General features: G+C 71.8%; 12 protein-coding genes. 4 read left to right on the top strand and 8 right to left on the bottom strand.

The features are described from left to right. Window positions 1-2: 2 nt before the first annotated feature. Window positions 3-1226: an MFS transporter gene (locus KME78_RS51250; RefSeq protein WP_219537304.1), complete on the bottom strand. Its 1224-nt coding sequence runs from the start codon at window positions 1224-1226 to the stop codon at window positions 3-5. 80 nt (window positions 1227-1306) lie between these two features. Here KME78_RS51250 and KME78_RS51245 point away from each other — a divergent pair, with 80 nt between their 5' ends. Beyond that, complete coding sequence (locus KME78_RS51245) at window positions 1307-2197, top strand: LysR family transcriptional regulator (RefSeq protein ID WP_219537303.1); 891 nt, start codon at window positions 1307-1309, stop codon at window positions 2195-2197. On the opposite strand, the gene KME78_RS51240 is transcribed toward KME78_RS51245, so the two are convergent. After that, window positions 2183-3706 carry a carboxylesterase/lipase family protein gene (locus KME78_RS51240; RefSeq protein WP_219537302.1) on the bottom strand — a complete coding sequence of 508 codons (1524 nt, stop codon included), beginning with the start codon at window positions 3704-3706 and terminating at the stop codon, window positions 2183-2185. The genes KME78_RS51245 and KME78_RS51240 overlap by 15 nt on opposite strands. An 81-nt stretch (window positions 3707-3787) precedes the next feature. Here KME78_RS51240 and KME78_RS51235 point away from each other — a divergent pair, with 81 nt between their 5' ends. Beyond that, on the top strand, window positions 3788-4360 hold the full coding sequence (locus KME78_RS51235; RefSeq protein ID WP_219537301.1) for a TetR/AcrR family transcriptional regulator: 573 nt from the start codon (window positions 3788-3790) through the stop codon (window positions 4358-4360). Here KME78_RS51235 and KME78_RS51230 read toward each other — a convergent pair whose 3' ends face one another. After that, window positions 4361-5491, bottom strand: coding sequence for a LysR family transcriptional regulator (locus KME78_RS51230; protein WP_219537300.1), 1131 nt, complete (start codon window positions 5489-5491; stop codon window positions 4361-4363). A gap of 218 nt (window positions 5492-5709) precedes the next feature. Between KME78_RS51230 and KME78_RS51225 the strand changes: the two genes are divergently transcribed. Continuing rightward, window positions 5710-6924: an MFS transporter gene (locus tag KME78_RS51225; protein ID WP_219537299.1), complete on the top strand. Its 1215-nt coding sequence runs from the start codon at window positions 5710-5712 to the stop codon at window positions 6922-6924. On the opposite strand, the gene KME78_RS51220 is transcribed toward KME78_RS51225, so the two are convergent. Together KME78_RS51220 and KME78_RS51215 are read right to left on the bottom strand one after the other, a co-directional pair. Beyond that, entirely contained in the window at window positions 6900-9287 is a 2388-nt protein-coding gene (locus KME78_RS51220; RefSeq protein ID WP_219537298.1) for a S8 family peptidase, read from the bottom strand. The two genes, KME78_RS51225 and KME78_RS51220, sit on opposite strands and share 25 nt — an antisense overlap. 101 nt (window positions 9288-9388) lie before the next feature. Then, window positions 9389-10999, bottom strand: a complete 1611-nt coding sequence (locus KME78_RS51215) for a phospholipase A2 (protein ID WP_219537297.1) — start codon at window positions 10997-10999, stop codon at window positions 9389-9391. Window positions 11000-11186: 187 nt separating this feature from the next. Here KME78_RS51215 and KME78_RS51210 point away from each other — a divergent pair, with 187 nt between their 5' ends. Next, window positions 11187-12794 carry a CocE/NonD family hydrolase gene (locus tag KME78_RS51210; RefSeq protein WP_219537296.1) on the top strand — a complete coding sequence of 536 codons (1608 nt, stop codon included), beginning with the start codon at window positions 11187-11189 and terminating at the stop codon, window positions 12792-12794. Window positions 12795-12832: 38 nt separating this feature from the next. Here the strand turns inward: KME78_RS51210 and KME78_RS51205 are convergent, their stop codons facing one another. From KME78_RS51205 to KME78_RS51195, 3 genes are read right to left on the bottom strand one after another with little or no spacing between them, the layout of a single operon-like run. Continuing rightward, window positions 12833-15505, bottom strand: coding sequence for an endo-beta-N-acetylglucosaminidase (locus KME78_RS51205; RefSeq protein ID WP_219537295.1), 2673 nt, complete (start codon window positions 15503-15505; stop codon window positions 12833-12835). Then, the gene (locus tag KME78_RS51200; protein ID WP_219537294.1) at window positions 15505-17841 is read right to left on the bottom strand and encodes a glycoside hydrolase family 3 N-terminal domain-containing protein; all 2337 of its coding nucleotides are present in this window, start codon (window positions 17839-17841) and stop codon (window positions 15505-15507) included. The genes KME78_RS51205 and KME78_RS51200 overlap by 1 nt, the downstream gene beginning before the upstream one ends. Continuing rightward, window positions 17828-19129: a glycoside hydrolase 5 family protein gene (locus tag KME78_RS51195; protein ID WP_219537293.1), complete on the bottom strand. Its 1302-nt coding sequence runs from the start codon at window positions 19127-19129 to the stop codon at window positions 17828-17830. The genes KME78_RS51200 and KME78_RS51195 overlap by 14 nt, the downstream gene beginning before the upstream one ends. Window position 19130 lies beyond the last annotated feature (1 nt).

The following is a 19130-nucleotide window of genomic DNA, read 5'->3' as shown; positions in this document are numbered from 1 at the left end:
GCTCATTCTCCTTTGGTGGTGGTGACGGGGATGCGGACCAGGGGCTGCCGTTCCGCCCGGTTGACGGTGACGCGCTCCAGGCCCCAGAGTGCGACGGTCCCGGCCGAGAGGGTGGCGCCCAGGACGCACACGCCGGTCCAGCCGCCGTTGACCCAGATCACCGAGGTCAGCGCGGAGCCCACCGCGCCGCCCAGGAACAGGGAGGTCATGAAGGCGGAGTTGATCCGGTTGCGGGCCTCGGGCCGGAGCGCGTAGAGGACGTTCTGGCTGCTGTTGAGCACCGCCTGATGCGCCAGGTCCAGCACGATCACGCCGGCGAGCAGCCAGACCAGCGAGCGTGCCCCCGCCGCGAGCGCCGCCCAGGACGCCAGCAGCAGGACCGTCCCGCCGCCGGTCACGATCTGGACGTGCCCGCGGTCGGCCAGCCGCCCCGCCACCGTGGCGGTCAGCGCGCCCACGACACCGACCAGGCCGAACAGGCCGATGGCCGGCTCCGGCCAGCCGTACGGCGATCCCGCCAGCAGGAAGGTCAGCGCCGTCCACAGCACGCTGAACGAAGCCAGGCTCAACGCGCCGATGCCTGACCGCCATCGCAGCAGCGGCTCATGCCGGAACATCGCGACCGTCGAGCGCAGCAGCCCCAGGTAGGACAGGTGCCGGTCGTCGCCGCCGAGCCGGGGCAGGAAGACCCGCAGCAGGACGGCCATCAGCGCCATCAGGACCGCGTGCACCCAGTAGACCGTCCGCCAGCCGCCCAGCTCCGACAGGGCTCCGGACGCGGTCCGCGCCAGCAACAGGCCGAGCATCAGCCCGGTCATCACCGTGCCGACCACCCGGCCGCGCTCGGCCGGGTCGGCCAGCGTCGCCGCGAACGGCACCACCACCTGCGCTCCCACCGAGGTCAGCGCGGTCAGCGCCGTACTGGCCAGGAGCACCATGCCGTTGGCGGCGGTGGCCGACACCAGCAGCAGGACGGCGGTCGCCGCGTAGAGCGCCACCGCCAGCCGCCGCCGCTCCACCAGGTCGCCGAGCGGCACCAGCAGGATCAGCCCCAGCGCGTATCCGCTCTGCGCGGCCGTCACCACCAGCGCCGCCAGCGAGGGCCCGACCCTCAGCTCCCGGCCGATCAGGTCGAGCAGCGGCTGGGCGAAGTAGTTGCCCGCGACCGCCAGCCCGGTCGCCGTCGACATGAGCAGGAGCAGCCCGCCGTTCATGTGAGGTCTCATGCGCCTAGCCTCGGCGACGGGCGATCAATGAGTCCAACACATGTTTGTCATCGACAACGATCGTGCATCACGATTGATCCATGGAGCTTCAGCAGATGCGCTACGTCGTCGCGGTCGCGGAGACGAGCAACTTCACCCGTGCCGCCGAGCAGTGCCTGGTCGTCCAGTCCGCGCTGAGCCACCAGATCGCCCGCCTGGAACGTGAGCTGGGCGCCAAGCTGTTCGACCGCACCAGCCGCCGCGTCCGGCTGACCCCCGCGGGCGAGGCGTTCCTGCCCGCCGCCCGCCAGGCCCTCGACGCCGCCGAACGCGCCCGCGCCGAGGTGGCCGCCGTCGCCGGCGAGATCCGCGGCCGGCTCGCCATCGGCGCCATCCCCACCGTCGCGGCGATCGATCTCCCGACCACGCTGAAGCACTTCCATCTGCGGCATCGGCAGGTACGCATCAGCCTCCGCTCCGGCGCCAGCGAAGAGCTGATCGAACGGGTCCGGCAGGGCACCCTGGACATCGCCTTCCTGGGGCTGCCCGTGGGCGTACGACCCAAGGGCGTCCGCGGCCGCGAACTGGCCCGCGGCGACCTCGTCGCCGTGGTCGCGCCTGGTCACCCGCTGGTGGACGAGGACCGCGTGGACCTGCACCAGCTGTCGGACGAACCGTTCGTCGACTTCCCGCCGGGCAGCGCCGCACGGGCCCAGTCGGACGAGGCGTTCGCGGCAGCCGCGGTCCGGCGCGAGGTCGCCTTCGAGGTGACGACCGTGGACTTCATGGCTCGCCTGATCCGGCAGGGCCTGGGCATCGGGCTGCTGCCCGCCGCCTTCGTGTCCGAGCTCCCCGACCTGCCCGTCCTCCAGATACGCGACGCCCCCGCCCGCATGGAGCACCTCATCTGGAGCCGCTTCCCTCCCTCCCCTGCCGCCGCGGCGTTCCTGTCCGCCCTCGGCATCTCGTCAGAGCCGTCAGGGGGTCAGTAGCGGAAGGGCCTCGAAGACGTGCTCCTGCCACAGGCGGCGTGAGGTCTCCTCGGGGTACGCGGTGACCGCCCCGGGCGTGTCGAAGATCCGGGTCTGGCGCTGCCGGGAGTCGTACGCGGGCCAGCCGGGGGTGCCCGAGGTGACGAAGGAGGTCCAGGCTGTGCGGATCTGGGTCGTCAGGTCGCGGGCCTCGGCGGTGCCCTCGGGGCCGATGGCCACCGGGCCCAGGTGGGCGTCGTAGGTGCCGAACAGCAGCGGGCCGTCCAGGCCGTGGCAGGCGCGCATCACTCCGCCGCTGCCCGGGGACTGCCAGGTCAGCTCGTACAGGTACGCCTGCCCGCCCCCGGCGGTGTGCGCCTCGGCCAGGTGCAGCGTCGGCATGCGGAACAGCCAGTCGTTCTGGACGAGTTCGTACAGTTCCTCGGCGGAGGCGTCCGGGAACGCCGCGCGGTAGGCCCGTTCGCCGTCCTCGCCGGGGCCGAACAGGCGCAGCGCCTCCGTCGCCTGCTCCTCGGTGATGTTGCCGAGCTGTCCGGCGAACAAGAGGAACGTGCGGCACTCGTCGCGGGTGTGACCGATGATCAGCTCCACGTCCCGTCCCGCGCCACCGGCCAGCGCCTGCCAGGGCGCGGCGGGGAGCACCTCGCCGTCGACGACCGGGGAGAAGAGCGAGAGTGTGTGCGCGAATGTGCCCCAGCGGTCCTCGTACTGCCGCATCTTCGGCTCCAGCGTCTGCCCGAGCTTCGGCAGTTGCCGTGGATCCACACCGGCCAGCTCTCCGGCCGTCGGGCGCAGGCCCGCCTCGGCGGCGATGGCCGTCGCGACGTCCCGGGCCAGGGCGTCGGAGAAGAACGTGCCCGGTACGCTCTGCGCGACGGCCCGCCGGAACAGCCCCGCCGCGCTCGGCATGGCCATCAGCGCGACGATGGACCCGGCACCGGCCGAGTCACCGGCCACGGTCACCTGGCCGGGATCGCCGCCGAACGCCGTGATGTTCTCCCGCACCCACTCCAGGGCGGCAACCTGGTCGAGCAGGCCCCGGTTGGCGGGCGCGCCGTCGATGCGGGCGAAGCCCTCGATGCCGAGGCGGTAGTTCAGCGACACGAACACCACGTCGCCGTCGCGGGCGATGTGCTGGGCGTCGTAGCCGGGGCTGCCGGAGAAGCCGAGCTTGTAGGCGCCGCCGTGGATCCACACCAGCACCGGGCGGCGGGCGGCCGGATCGGGGTCGGGCGTCCAGACGTTGACCGTCAGCCAGTCGTCGCCCGTGTCCATGAGGAACTCGCCGCCGCCGCGGCCCGCCATGTTCACGTCCTGCGGGGCCGGTGGACCGAAGGCGTCCGCCTCCCGTACGCCGTCCCAGCCGCGCACGGGCCGCGGCGCCTGGAAGCGGGCCTCCCCGATCGGGGGTTCGGCGAACGGTATGCCGCGGAAGACGACCAGGCCGTCCTCCGTACGGCCGCGCACCACACCGGCGGTGGTACGGACTTCGGGCTCGAGTGCGGACATGGGCGACTCCTTGCCTTCGACAGGTAAAGCGACTGATTTAACAGTTGTCTATTTTTTTAACACATGTCTAGTGTCGAGGGCATGCAGGATCGACAAGACCGCCGGGTGCTGCGCTCCCGCGCCGCCCTCATGGCCGCCGCTGTACACCTGGTCTCCGAGCGTGGCACCACCGCCCTGCCCATCACGGACCTGGCCGACGCCGCGAACGTCAGCCGGCAGCTGGTCTACCTGCAGTTCGGCGACCGTGACGCGCTCCTCGTGGCGGCCGCGGCGGACCTGGTCGAACGGGAGCTCATGCCCGAGGTCGGGGACGGCGGCGCACCGCGGCGCGCGCGCATGCTGGCGATGGCCCGGCACTTCGCCCGGCACCGATCCTTCTACCGCGCGATGCTCACCGGATCGTGCGCCTTCCTCATGACCCGCGCCCTGAACCGGCTGTTCGGCTCGCTCATCACCACAGCGGGCGTGCGGGAGCTGCTCGGCGACCTCGACGACGCCACGGTGCGGGACTTCGCGACGCTGATCACGGGCGGGACCGGCGCGATCGTCAACGACTGGCTGATCGACGCCGCCGACCCCCTCGACCCGGAGGAACTGGCGGACCGCCTGCTGCGCCTCTCGACGGTGTTCGTCCACGCCGAACAGCGGCTGTGATCAGGTGGCCACCCGCTCCGGGACTCCCGTCTCCGTGCGAGCGGCCTCCGCTACCGCCGTGGCCGTGCGAGCGGCCTCCGCGACCGCCGTGGCCGTGCGGACGAAGGCGGCGACGGCCGCCGAGCGCGCGTCCTGCGGCCAGGCGACGGCCAGCGTGATCGGCTCGAGGTCGTCGACGGTGCGGTAGGCGATCTCGGGCCGTGGGTAGATGCGGGCGATCGAGGCGGGGAGGAAGCAGACGAAGCTCCCCAGCTCGACCAGCTTCAAGATCTGCGTCATGTCCGTGGCGCTCTGCCCGGACGCGGTCACGAGACCGCGCTGCGTCGTCTGCGGGCGCTCACCATCGCTCTGGGTGAGGACGGCGTACGGCGGCTCACTGACGCACTTGGCGATGGCGACATACGGCCGGTCACTGTCGCTCAGTGCCGTGGCGGCGTATGGCCGCTCACCATCGCCCTGGGCCAAGGCGGCGTGCGGCCGATCATCGTCGCACTTGGCGATGGCTGTGTGCGGAGGCGGGAAGCCGCCCTGGTCGGCGGGGGCTCCGCTGGGGAGCCTGCGGCCGGTGAGGTCGGCCAGGCGCAGGTGTGATCGGGCAGCCAGCGGATCGGCCGCCGCCAGGGCGACCAGGCGCGGCTCGGTCAGCAGCGGCTGGTGGTCCAGGCCGCGACCGTCGAAGGGCCCGGTGACCAGCGCGACGTCGGCCCGGCCGTCGCGCAGGGCCGAGGTCTGCTCTCCTCGCCCGCCCAGCACCAGTTCCACCCCGAGCGCCGCTTCCGCACCGCGGTAGGCGGAGAGGATCCGCGGCAGCAGCCCGGCGTCATGGTCGGCCTTGAGCGCGAGTCGCAACCGCGGCTCGGCCTGGCCCGCGTGCCGGGCGCGCCGGCCGGCCGCGGTGACCGCGTCGAGGGCGGTCCGCGCGTCCCGCAGGAAGACCTCTCCCGCCGTGGTGAGTGCGACGTGACGAGTGGTGCGTTCGAGCAGCCGCACGCCCACTCGGCGCTCCAGCGTCCGGATCGCCCGGGACAGCGGGGGCTGCGCCATGCCCAGCCGCTCGGCCGCCCGCCCGAAGTGCAACTCCTCCGCGACCGCCACGAAGTACCGGAGCTGCCGCACCTCCAGATCATTCATATCCGCGAGGGTATCAATGGTGATCCGATCGGTCCTTCAGGTTCACCGCCGGGCCGGGTTGACTGAGCCGTGCGGTCCCGCCGGCGACCAGCTCGCATCTGGGCCGCATTCCCCTGCCTCGAATCCCTTTGTCATGGAGATTTCATGATTGTCATTGCGGCTCCCGCTTGCCCGATCGGCAGGCAGATTCACGGAACCACCGAGAAGGCGGGGCGATCGTGACGAGAGAGCCCACCGGACGATGGCAGGTGCACGCGGCGATCCTGGCGTTCGGGACCTTCGCCGTGGGCACGGACGCCTTCGTCATCGCCGGCATCCTCCCCGAGATCGCCCGGTCGCTGCACGTCAGCGTCGCTGCGGCAGGGCAGCTCGTCACGGTCTTCTCCATCGCCTACGCCGTGCTGGCCCCGGTGCTGGCCACGCTGACCACGGGCTGGTCGCGGCGGGTCGTGCTGCCCGCCGGGCTGGCGCTGTTCGCCGTGGGCAACGTGATCACCGCGCTGGCACCCTCGTACGGCCTGGTGCTGGTGGCCCGGGTGGTCGCCGCGGGCGGCGCGTCGCTCTACGCGGCGACCGCCAGCGCGACCGCGGCGGCGCTCGCCGGGGACGAGCGCCGCGGCCGGGCCATCGCGATCGTCATGCTCGGACTCACGTCGTCGCTGGCGCTCGGCGCCCCGCTGGGCACCGCGGTGGGCGCGGCGCTCGGCTGGCGGGCCACGATGTGGCTGGTCACGGCGTTGGCCGTGGTCGTGGTCCCGGTCATCGCCGGCCGCCTGCCCGATGTCGGCCACGGCCCGGCCGGCGGGTGGCGGCAGCGGCTCGCCCCGCTCGCCGACCGGCGGGTGCTCGGCGTGCTCACCACCACGGTCGTGGCGTTCACCGGGATCTACGTCCCCTACACCTACCTCAGTGCCGTGTACGAGCCGGCCACCGGCGGTCAGGGCGGCCGGGTGGCGGTGTTGCTGCTGGTGTTCGGAGTGGCCGGCACGGTGGGGAACCTGGCGGCCGGGCACTTCACCGACCGTCGCGGGCCCCGCCGCGTCGTGATCGCCGGCACGCTGCTCCTCGCCGTCGTCTTCCTCTTGGTGCCGGCGCTGCGCGGCTCGTACGCGACGGCGCTGCCGGCGGTCGCCGCCTGCGGCGTGTTCTCCTTCACCGTCACGACGCCGCAGCAGCACCTGATCATGAGCTACGCCCCGGCGGGCACGCAGCCGATGGTCGCCTCGCTGAACCAGTCCGCGGTGTACCTGGCGGTCTCGTTGTCCGGCGCGGTCGGCGGGCTCGCCCTCGACGCCGCCGGCGCCACACTGCTCCCGCCACTGGCGGCTGTGCTCGCCGCAGCCGCGGCCGCCCTCACCTGGTGGTACGGCCGCGCCTCCCGCATCGTTCAGGGCCAAGCCCCTGACAGTCATCGGGCGGGGAAGTACGCATAGGCGTCCACGGAGACGGTTACCTGCGAGGTGCCCTCGTTCTTCAGCACGACCGTTCCGTCCTTCCGCAGCGCCGCCGTCGTGAAGCCGGTCGTGTCCTTGCCCGCCGCGTACGCCACCACCCGGGCGGTGCTCGGCCCGCTTGGCGGAACCACCGACACGACCCCGGCCGTGGTCGCCTTGGCGGCGATGGTCAGGCCCACGGCGGAGACGCCGGATGCGGGGATGTCCGGCACGCCGGCGAAGGTCAGCACGCGGGTGCCGCCCGCGGTGATGGTGACGGCTTTGGCCACCGACGCCGGACGGATCGCCTTGACGGTCGATCCCCGCTGGGCGGCGGTGTAATAGCCGCTCACGTCGACGGAGATCTCCACGGTGTTGGCGCCGAGGTTGTGGAGGTTGATCTTTCCGTCGGAGCCGGGCTTGACGATGGTGAAGAACTGCGCCGCGACGTTGGCCGGGTAGTCGATGTTGGCGTCGACGGGATAGACGTCACCGGCGGCGTAGGCGCGGATCGTCCCGGTGGCGGAGCTCTTCACCATCACCGTGAGCGCGACCGTGTCCACGCCGGAGGTGGGGAGGCCGGTCATGGCGGAGGTCGTCAGCTGAACGTTTCCCCATGCCGGGATGACGGTCCGGTCCGCGACCCGTACCGGGGAGATCGGCAGGTAGGTACCGCCCACGGTGGTGGCGGCCTGGGCGCGGGTGTGGCCGTGGACGTCCAGCGTCACGCGGGCCGGGGCGGCGCTCCGGTTCACCAGCTTGATCTTCCCGTCCGTGCCGACCTTCGCGATGACCATGGTGGAGGCCCAGCGGTTGGGGTCGTAGAAGAGGGTGTTGCCCTCCGGCTCCTGCTGGTCGGAGGCGTACACCGCCACGGAGCCCGAGTTGAACCAGTCGCCCTTGGCGGCGATGTTGAGCGCGACCGCGCGGATCCCCTCCGCGGGCAGCCCGGCGACCCCGGTGACCTGCACCGCCATGGTGGAGTTCGCGCTGATCTGGACGTTGTCGAGGATCCGGCCGCGCGAGTGGAAGTACTGGTCGGGCCCCGGTCTCGGGTTCGCGTCCAGGGCGGCGTCGTCGAGCTGGATCCGTGGAGTCGTCGCGATGGGGTAGCTGATGCTCCTGCCGTTCTCCTTGAGCATCGAGACCAGCTCGGCCACACCCGCGTTGGGGAAGGCCTGGCGTAACACCGCCAGCGCGCCGGCGACGTGCGGGGCGGCCATGGACGTCCCGCTCATGGAGCGCCATTCGTCACCGGGCACCGAGGAGATGATGTCGGATCCCGGAGCGAAGAGGTCCAGGAGCGGGCCGCGGTTGCTGAAGGAGGAGACCGCGTCCTCATTGGTGCTGCTGCCCACGGCAACGGCCGAGGAGACGCAGGCCGGGGCGCTGATCGCGTCCGGGTAGCCGTTGTTGCCCGCGGCGATCACCGTGGCCACCCCGGCGGCCAGGAGGTTGTCGATGGCGGGCTTGCGCGGGTCGGTGTCGCAGGCCGCGGTGTATCTGCCGCCGCCCAGGCTCAGGTTGGCCGCGACGATGGGGAGCTCGCCTTTCAGCTCCAGGACGTTCTCCAGCCCGGCCAGCTGGGCGCTGGTGAAGCTGAGCACGCACGGCGTCCCGCCCACCCCGCAGAAGTCCTCGGTGTCGAACTTGCTGAAGACCTGGATGGCGGCGATGTCAGCCCCCGGCGCGACGCCGCTGCCGTCGTCGCCGTCCAGTCCCTCGCCGTCACCCGCGACGATGCCGGCCACGTGTGTTCCGTGGTCGCAGTCCAGGTCGACGGCCGCGCACGGGCCGCTTTCCGAGTCCGCCGAGCCGGGCCCGTCCTGCTGGGCCGTACCGTCCGGGCACAGGCTGGTGGCCGAGTAGTCGGGATCGATGGGCGAGAAGCACGCCTCGGCCACGACCCGGCCGCCCAGGAAGGGATGGTTGACCGCCACGCCCGTGTCCAGCACCGCCACCACACTGCCCTCGCCCGTCAGACCTGCCGCACGCGTACGGTCGGCGCCGATGAGCGCGGTGCTCGGACCGAGCGCCGGCGGCACCGGCCGGTCCTCCGACACGCTGACCACGCCGGGCTGGGCGGCCAGCCGCTCCAATGCCGCCTGGTCCGCGCGCAGCGTGACCACGGGTAAGACGGACAACGTCTGGAGCACCTGCCCGGCGCTCGCCGCGGCCGGCAGGTCCGCGCGGGCCTTCGTCACCACGTTCACCCTGGTACGGGCGCCGCCCGCCAGTTTCTGCGCCAGCCCGGGCTCCACCCACGGGCTCTGCGCCGAGGCGGAGACGTCGGCGCTGACCGCCATCGAGGAGAACAGGATCGCCGCCACAGCGATGATGCGGCGAATAAGACGTCGGTTCATCACGGTCTCCGCTCAGGGCCACGAAGGAGTTGCACAACATCCACGCCTGCATCACGGCACCCGCGGACGCCACCACAAGCGGCGTCCGCGGGCCCGGGTCACTAGTCCTTGGTCGCGTTCGCGCCGTTCCTGGGGTTGCCCTTCTTGCGCACGGCCTGTAGGTAGGTCCACGCGATGCTCTTGCAGAGCGGCCGCACCCACTTGTTGTACGCGGTGCACGTCCAGTCGCGCAGGGTGGTGTAGAAGAGGACGTCCACGTCGTTCTTACGGCTCCAGTCGAGGTAGTACGGGTAGTACCACCGCTTCAGGTTGTTCCCGATCAGTCCGTAGCCGTAGTCGTGCATGTCGCAGGCGGCGCGGAAGTTGAATCCCGACGGAGCATCCGGTGAATTGGTGCAGTGGTCATGGAGGATGCCGACCACCCAGCGCTTGGTGGGCAGCTGCCTCCAGTACGGCGCGTGCCAGCCGTAGTGCGCTGCCCAGGCCGCGCAGTTGCGGCTGTGGTACAGCCAGTGCACGGCCGCCCAGCAGGAGGCCGGGTACGACATCGGGCCCGCGACGCCGCCACTGGGGACGCTGCCGGGAGCGGCCGGGTCGAGCGCCGGTGGCTCGGTGGCGGAGGCGTCCGGCCATCTGGTGGTGGAGGTGGCGGTCGCGGCGGGCAGCGCCGAGTCGCCGCTGTAGGCCAGCGCCCAGGCGCCCGACAGGCGCGAGTCGACCGTGGTCAGCCGCCCGGTCGCGTCGTAGCCATAGGTCGCCGGCGGGATGCTGGTCTCGCGCGGGTCGGCCATGCTGCGCAGCAGGCCGGCGGTGTCGTATCCGTACGCGGCCACGGTCTCCGGCGTTCCCGAGCCGGCCGTCTGGGTGATCTGCTTGAGCCGGCCCGCGTAGTCGCCCAAGGCCGTGCCCGTGGCCGTGGTGGACGTCGCGTAGGTGAAGGCCAGCGTGCTCTCGGGCTCCTCGCCGGCGGCGGGCTCGGTGACGGTGGCGACCCGGCCCTGCGTGTCGTACCGCACGGTCGAGGTGCCGAAGGCGTTCGTGCCGACGCGCGTCACCCTCCAGGTGTCGCCCTGGGAGACGCCCGTCTGCTGCCAGGTGTAGACCTGGTTGAGGTTGGCCGAGCTGATCGGGTTGCCAGTGTCGTCGGTGAACCCGTCGTCGCCCGCTTCCGTCGTGCCGAGGTTGGTGGCCATCGTCTCGCTGATGGTGGTGCTCATCGCGCCGGCCGTCGTGTCCCACCGGGTGGTCTCGGTGAGCTTGGAGCCGTTCTCGGCCTCATAGCGCCGCACCTCGCCGCCGTCGGGGAAGGAGGCGCTGCTCTTGAACGCGTACTGGACCTTCTCCCCCGAGTCGAGCTCGGTGACCTGGACGGCGTTGCTGAGGATCTCGAGTTTCCGGCCGGTCGTCCCGCCGAGGAATTCGGCCTGCCAGCCCGGCCCGAACACCGACAGGTCGGCGCGGGAGGCCGGCACCGCCTTCGGCTGGGCCAGGCTGCCGTCGACGGCGGCCACGCCGTGCTTGCGGCCGATCGCACCCGCCGAGGCGTCGATCTCGTTGAGCTCGAAGGTCTTGCTGTCGGAGAAGTACTGGCCGGGGCCGACGGGCTGGTCGCCGTCCGCCGCCGTCGTGGCGACGGCCGCTTGCCCGGGAAGGACGGCCAGCAGGGGCAGGATCACCGCGGTGACCGCCGTGACGATGGTTAATCGCCTCATGAAGCTCTCCTCAGGTACTCCCCCGTATGAGGCGGGGAACGGTGCCCAAAATGTATGGAGAGATCGGCGGCCAGTCTTCAACCCCCGGTTGGACGAGGCGGTCTACCATCCGCGGTAGCCGCTGCTACCTCGTTCGCTTACACCGGGGGGCGATCTACCTCAGAAGTCGCAGAAAGGGGCACTACCGATGAAACTCCTCAGTCATGTCCTGCAGCGTTTACTGAAGCTGGACCCGCCGCTCACGCGGGACATCGCGGTCCACCACGATCTGCGGGTTCCCATGCCCGATGGGGTCGAGTTGCTGGCCGACCGCTGGGCGCCGCGCACCGGGGGTGACGGGTTGCCGACCGTGTTGCTGCGCAGCCCGTACGGACGCAGCGGACCGCTTTTCGGCGCCGCGATGGCGCTGCCCTGGGCCGAACGCGGGTTCCAGGCGGTGGTCCAGAGCACCCGGGGCACGTTCGGCTCCGGCGGGGTCTTCGACCCGATGCGGCAGGAGCGCGAGGACGGCCTGGCGACGCTGGAGTGGGTGGGGAAGCAGCCGTGGTTCGGCGGGTCCATCGTCCTGGCCGGCGCCAGCTACCTCGGTTACGTCCAGTGGGCCGTCGCGGACAGCCTGCCGCCGACGGTCAAGGCCATGGTCGCGCAGGTCACCGAGTCGGCGCTGACGCTGGAATTCCTGCGCGCGGACGGCCTGTCCCTGGAGACGCCGTTCGGGTGGGGCGTCCAGGTGGACGGCCAGGAACGCCGCTTCGCGTTGCTGCGGCAGCTCACCCAGGGTCGCAAGAGGAGCCGGGCGCTGTTCGCCCTGCCGCTCGGCGGGGCCGACGTCGCCGCCACCGGCCACCGCGTCGACTACATCCAGGACGTCCTGGCCCACGACGCGGAGTCGCCGCGCTGGGCCGGGCTCGACCATCGGGACCGGGTGGCGCGGGTCAGCGTTCCGGTCCACTCGATCGGTGGCTGGTACGACATCTTCCTGCCCGGCCAGCTCCGCGACTTCCAGGCCCTGCAGGAGGCGGGGCGCCCCGCGCGACTGACGGTCGGGCCGTGGACGCACGTCGGTATGAGCAGCACGGTGATGCGGGAGAACATCGCGTTCGGGCTCGCCCACGCTCGCGGGCAGCAGCCACCGGAGCGCGCGCCGGTACGCCTGTACGTGATGGGGCAGGAAGCCTGGCGCGACTTCGACTCCTGGCCACCGGAAGGTCATGCGCCGCGGCGCTACCACCTCCAGCCCGGCGGCGACCTGGCCGACCAGCCGCCCGGCGAGTCACCGCCCGACCGCTACCGCTACGACCCGGCCGACCCCACACCCGCGGTCGGCGGGGTGCGCATGGTCCGCGGCGCCGGCCGGGCCGACAACACCACGCTGGAGAGTCGTCCGGACGTGCGCACCTACACCACCGCCGTGCTCGACCAGGACGTCGAGGTCGTCGGCGAGGTCAGCGCCGAGATCTGGTTCCGCTCCAGCCTGCCGTACGCGGATGTGTTCGTCCGGCTCTGCGATGTCGATCCGCGCGGCCGCTCGTACAACGTCTGTGACGGTTTGGTGAGCCTGACCGGCGCGGACGAGATCAGCCTCGCCAAGGTGACGCTGTGGCCGACCGCGTACCGCTTCAAGCGCGGCCACCGCATCCGCGTCCAGGTCTCCAGCGGCGCTTTCCCCCGCTACGCCCGCAACCCGGGAACCGGCGAACCCCACGCCACCGCCACCACGCTCCGGCCCGCCGACCAGGAGGTCCACCACGATCTCCAGCATCCGTCGGCCGTGATCCTGCCGGTCCGGCACTGAAAGCGGGGGCGGAGCGATCCCGCCCCCGCTTTTCGCGGTCAGTTGCCTCGCAGGACGGTCGTGGCCTTGTTGCCGGCGTAGTCCTCCAGGATGGCGACCACCTTGCTGGTGGCACTGGACATGGTCACCGTTTCGGCGGCGCGGGTGGTGCGGCCGCGGATGATGTACGGCTTGGCGCCCGAGCTGTAGGTCGTCGCGAACGACTTCGGCTGGCCGTCCTCAAGGATGGTCAACGTGTGCCAGTCCGGAAGGGCCGGCCGGGAGAAGGTGAACGTGTTCCCGTTGATCGCCACCGCCGCGGCCGGATAGGGGCTGATCTCGGTGTCGGCGAACGTCCCGCGTGCCCCGGTGATCGTTCCGGTTCCCGCCCGCAGGCTGAGGAGGTAGTCGCCGCCGTCGACGGGTACGCCGGTCAGCGTCGTGCCCGTGCTCGTCGCGGAGAGTTCGACCTCCTTGGTGTACGGGTGGGCGGTGTCGAGGCTCTGGACCTTCAGGGTGATGGGCCCGCCGCTCCCCCGGACCGGGGACGTCCAGGTGGCCGTCAGCGTGCCGTCCGGCTTGGCCGACGTCTTCACCCCGCCGGGCGCCGTGGCCAGGTCGAACGACGTGGTAGCCGCCGGGCTCTGCGAACCGTCCGGGCCGACCGCCACCAGCTTGATCGTTCCCGACGTGGCCGTGAAGCGCTTGACGTAGTAGACGTCGTCGTAGACTCCGCCGAGGTAGGTGTCGTCGAGGTAGACGTCGTAGCGGCGTACCTTGTCGTACCCGGAGCGCTTCCAGGACAGGAACAGTTCGCCGGTCTCGGGGAGCAGCTCGGTGATGCGCAGGTCCTGCGGCGCGGCGGGGGTGTTGGCCTGGCCGTCGCGCAGGGCCAGGGCGCCGAGGTTGACCTGATATCCCGGGATGGGGCGGGCGCCGGCCGCGACGACCAGGCCGAGCGCGGCGACACGCTGACCGGCGTACGCCGACAGGTCCACCGACCCGGTGGTCCACCCCGTGGTGTGCCGGCCCGAGCCGGTCAACGGGAGCTGGATCACCTTGGCCGGGTTGGCGGCAAGGACGAGGCCGAGCCGGAGTTCGGAGTCGTCGCTGGCCGAGGGCTTGTTGTAGGTCAGCTCAAGGGTCGAGCGCTTCGTGAGCTGAAGGTCCGTCTTGTAGAGCCGCGCGGTGTTGTCGCTGTCGAGGGTGCCGCTGAGGACGAGGGAGCTGCCGCCGTTGTAGGCGCCGATCTTCTGGTACGAGAACCGGCTCGCCGGCGTGTACGCGGGGCCGTAGTCGAAGTCGGCTTTGAGGGGCGTCCCGGCCGAGTCGATCCACCACTGCCAGGTCACCGGGAGGTCCTGGAGGTTGACGTTCCCCCACTCCTTCGGGTTGGACAGCCGGCCCTTGGTCCAGGTGGACAGGCCGTGGCCGGTGTTGAAGGAGGTGGCGAACGTGGTGCCGCTGATGACGGAGCGTTCGGCGATGTACTTCGAGATTCCCTTCCAGGTGCCCTCCGGCGTGGTGGCGCCCTGGGAGGAGCCGGTCCACCAGCGGCGTTCCCGGTCGAAGACGTCTCGCTGGGCGGCGTCGTCGGTCTTGGCGGCGTAGTCGGAGGAGACGAAGTCGGCGCCGAGGGTGGCGATGGCGTTCATCGGAGCGCCGCTCGCGTCGAGGTTGTCGTCGAGGTTGTAGGGCTGGTCGAACTGGTACTGCCCGGCCTCGACACCGGCGAAGACGCTCTTGCGGGCGTTCAGGCCGAGGCCGGCGGCGTAGCTCTTGGAGTTGGTGAGCTTGGTCCTGTTCCACCAGTAGTTGAGGAAGATGGAGTCGGACACGTCGCCTTGAGCGTCGCGGACGAACGGGCCGTTCACCGCGTTGAACTCGTTCTGGTACGAAATGGCGCCGGTGGAGCTGTTGATGGAGTCGTACCACTGCACGTAGATGCCGCCCGCGCGCAGTTGCCGCAGGAACTGCTTGTACGCCGGGATGTCGGCCGGCGCGACCTTCGCCTCCTGGTTGATGAAGTAGCCGTCGAAGCCGTAGAACTTGGCGAGCTGGACGAGCTTGGCGGCGACGGGGAAGGTGCCGTCGGCGTCACGGACCAGGAGCTCCGCGTAGGTCTGGTCGCCGCGGTCGTTGTCGGAGAAGAAGACGCACCCCAGCGAGCGCACCCCGTTCGCGTGGGCCGCGTTGGTGTAGCCGGGGTTGGGCAGGTTGAGCATCCCGAACTCGAACCACTTCTCCCGCCAGTCCTTGGTCGGGTCGTAGTAGCTCACCGGCACCCCCTCGGTGGGCATGCCGTGCCAGGAGGCGTAGAAGTCGGCGTACTGCCAGTAGTTGAAGAGGTACTGGCTGAACTCGTTGGTGTAAGGGTGACTTTCGAAGAAGGCGTTGCCGTAGTCGCCGGCCAGGGTCAGCAGCTGCGTGTCGGCGGGCAGGGCGGGGGTGCGCTGCGTGGCGGCGTTGGCGGCGTTGCGCTTCTGGAGCGGCACCTTGGCGCGTAACAGCTCGGCGTGGGCGTCGTCGGCGGGGTTCCAGCGCAGCAGGTCGGTGACGGAGTAGCCGTGCTGGTAGGGCTGGTGGGCGCCGGCCGCGCTGTCGCCCGTCCAGGGCAGCGTGTCGCTGGCCGCGGCGCCGCCGGCGGCGAGCACGACGGTGAGCATCGCGGCCAGGGCGGCGGTGCCCGCGCGGGTCGTCACCCGTCTGCCGGTGCGAGGTGATCGGGCCATCACAACTCCTCACTGTTGGGAATGAGCTCGGCCGCTGACGGCCGGATGGTTTCGTGGAGGTCTTCGACGTACAGGTCGGTGACGGCCCGGTCCGCCGCGCCCTCGGCGAAGCAGCGCGCCGCAGGCAGGTCCCAGACGACGGTGGTGCGGGCGCCCGGCGGGACGGTGACCCTGCGGAACGCCAGCAGTTCGCGTACGCGAGGCAGCACGACCCCTCCGGACCGGTGCCCGAACAGCGGCACGACGACCTCGGCAGCGGCGTCGGCGGGGTTGACGACCTCGACGCTCACCCGCACCGTGGCCGCGTACGCCGATGCGGTCAGGCGGTCGAACAGCACGGGCCGGTAGCGCAGGCCGGCGCCGAAGGGGAAGAGCACCGGGTCCGGCGCGTCCTGGTAGACACCGTTTGCCGGGTGCCGGTCGTTGTGGCGCACCGGCACGGCCCCCGGATGGCGTGGCGCGGTGAACGGCAGGCGGCCGACCGGCTCGTGGCCGCCGAGCAGCGCGTCGACGATCGCGTGGCCTCCGTGCGGGCCGGGGTAGCCGGCCCACAGCAGGGCGTCGGTGTGGGCGAGCACCTCGGTGAGCACATGCGGCCGGCCGGCGATGACGACGGCCACCACAGGGCAGTGGGACCGCGCGCGGACCGCCTCGACCAGCTCGTCCTGGCCGCCGGGTAGGGAGAGGTCGGCCAGGTCGACGCCTTCACCGGCGGTCGCGACGGTCGCCGGGCCGGCGATCGCCCCGTTGGCGGCGAAGTCCTCCGCGTACGTGCGGTGGCTCGTCCCGCCGAGTGCCAGGATCACGACGTCGGCGCCTTTTAGATCGGCCGCCGTCGGCACGCCGGACACGCACCTCACCTCGGCGCCACTCAGGTCGGCCGCCGTCGGCGCTCCGGACACGCACCTCACCTCGGCGTCGGGTAGCGCCTGCCGCAGGGCGAGGTCCAGGCCGGCGGCCGACCCCTCGGGCAAGGGCGGCACGTAGTCGCCCAGCAGGGCGGTGACATCGCAGGCGTTCGGACCGGCGAGGACCACCTTGGTCAGCGCCCGCCGGTCCAGGGGCAGGAGCCCACCGTCGTTGTGGAGCAGCACCAGCGACTGCCGGGCCAGCCGACGTGACAGGCCGTCGGCGGTGCGACCGGCCAGGGCGAGCGTTTCGCGGCGGATCAGCGTGCCCCGCTCCCGCGCCTCATTCGCGGGCGCGGTGGCCATTGCGAGCAGGCCGACCCGCTGTTTGAGTGTGAGCACCCGGCGGCAAGCGGCGTCGACCAGGTCGGCCACCCGTGGGTCCTCGGTGGCGGCCTGTTCCAGCAGGCCGAAGGAGTCGTCCCAGAGCGACAGGTCCACGCCGGCCTCGAGCGCCGCCACGGCGGCGGCCGTCGGGTCGCCCGTCATCGCGGTGAGCCGGTCGACGGCCAGGCCGTCGGCCATGACGATTCCGTCGAAGCCGCATTCGTCCCGCAGGTAGCCGGTGAGCAGGTCGCGGTTGGCGCAGCACGGCACCCCGTCGATGTCGTTGTACGCCGCCATGAACCCCAGCGCCCCGGCCTCCACAGCGGCCCGGACAGCAGGGAGGTGCAGCTCGCGCAGGTCGCGGGGGCCGATGACGGCGGACTGGCCGTTGCGCCCGCCGACGGCCTCGCCTTGGGCGGCCAGGTGCTTGAGCACGATCGCGACTCCGCCGCCGCCCACCGCGCCGCGATCGCCGCCCTGCATGCCGATCACCAGCGCTCTGGTGAGCTCGGCTGCCAGCAGCGGATCCTCGCCGAAGCACTCCTCCGCCCGGCCCCAGCGGGGGTCGCGCAGCAGGTCGAGCGCGGACACCAGAGCCAGATGCACCCCGCTGGCCGCGAGCTCGGCCGCGACGGCGGCCGCGGCCTCGGTCAGCAGCGCCGGATCCCACCCCGCGGCCACCGCGAGGTTGGTGGGCAGCAGCGTCCCGCCCAGCGCCTGGTGCCCGTGCGGGGCCTCCTCGGACAGCAGCACCCCGACGCGGTGCCCACCGGCCCGCGACACCTCGTCCTGGACGAGAGCGGCGACCTCGGCCCGTTCCTCCGGCCGGATCCCGTCGGCCCACGAGCGGCCCGACCAGGCGTCGGCGCGGAAGACCCCGTACAGCGCACCGAGCCCGCCCCACCGGTCGAGCTCGGCGCGCGCGAGGTCGGTGAGCCGGAACCCGCCCCGAGGAGCCCGCTCGACGGCCTGCCAGCCGTACAGGCGCTGGTTGAGCTGACCGACCTTCTCCCGCAGGGAAAGCTCGGCGAGCAGCGGCTCCACGACGCCGATCCCCGGCTCACCACCACCGCTGCCGCTGCCGGGCTCAACGTTCGGCATGCGCGGCCATCCGCTCGAGCACCTCGGCATCGGCGACCGAGCTGTAGAAGGTGCGACCCGTCGGCTCGGCGTGGACGAGCCGTTCGATGCCGCGGGCACGCAGCGCCGACGGGTCGCCCGCGACCGTGGCGGTGACTACAGCGGGCCGGGCTCCGGCGCGGGCACGGCTCATCCAGGTCTCGAACACCCCGCCACCGGGAGAGAGCTCCGCCCGGGACACGGGGACGTCCTCGGCGTCGACCGGGACGACGACCGCCTCCCGCCGTGGGGACGGACGCGGCCGGTGCCGCAGTTCGGCGGCCAGTTCGGCGAAGCGCCTGCCGATCGGCTTGACGGTGGCGTCGGCGCCGATCAGGCCCAGGCTGTACTCCAGGTCGGGGAAGTCGGCCAGCCCGCGTTCCACGTCGTGCGAGCACCACCACGTGACGCCCCACAGGGCGTCGCTGTCGGCCGCGGCCCGCACGGTGCCCTCGCAGAAGTCCGGCGCCTGGTCCTCGGTGAGGTGGTTGAGCGGCGCGCCGACCTCCTGCAGCCACACCGGGCGGGCCGGGTCGAGGGCGAAGGCGCGCGACAGTTCGATGAGGTACGCGGCGTGGCTGACGCTCTCGTGTGACATCGCCCCGTACCCCTGAGCCGTGCCGTTGAAGATCCACGAGTGGATCACGCTCATCTGGCCGTGCCGGGCGGAGTGCGCGGGGGTGAAGGCGTGACCGTCGGCGTACCAGACGGCGTCGTATTCGGCGTTGAGCCGGAAGTGGCGCCGGTCGCGCGGACCCTCGCCGTGCAGTGCCCGGAGCCAGGCCGTGACCTGCTCGGCGGTGGCCGGCATCGGGCTCGGGTGCAGGGCGGAGGTGAACTGGTTGACCTCGTTGCCCAGGGTCAGGCCGAGGAAGTTGGGCAGGTCGTGCAGGTGCTCGTCGAGGGCCTCGACCAGGTGGGCCTGCGCGGCGATCGCGTCGGGGTCGGTGAACATGCTGCGCCGGTGCCAGTCCGTCAGCCAGGCCGGCACGAAGTCGAAGCCCGACAGGTGTCCCTGCAGGACGTCGACGCTGGCGTCGAGACCGGCCTCGCCGGCGATCTCCACGACGTGCCGCACGTCGTCGAGGGCGCGGCGGCGGATCAGCGTCCGGTTCGGCTGCAGGACGGGCCACAGCGGCATGACGCGGACGTGGTCCAGGCCGAGCCCGGCCAGGGCCTTCATGTCGCGCCGGGTGACCGCCCGGTCCGGATCCAGCCAGGAGTAGAACCAGTCCCGGGAGGGCGTGTAGTTGACCCCGAATCTCAGCATT

It is taken from the genome of Nonomuraea guangzhouensis, assembly GCF_019396345.1.
Classification (GTDB): domain Bacteria; phylum Actinomycetota; class Actinomycetes; order Streptosporangiales; family Streptosporangiaceae; genus Nonomuraea; species Nonomuraea guangzhouensis.
The sequence above is the reverse complement of the archived record's forward strand: the minus strand, read 5'-3'. Positions and strand labels throughout refer to the sequence as shown.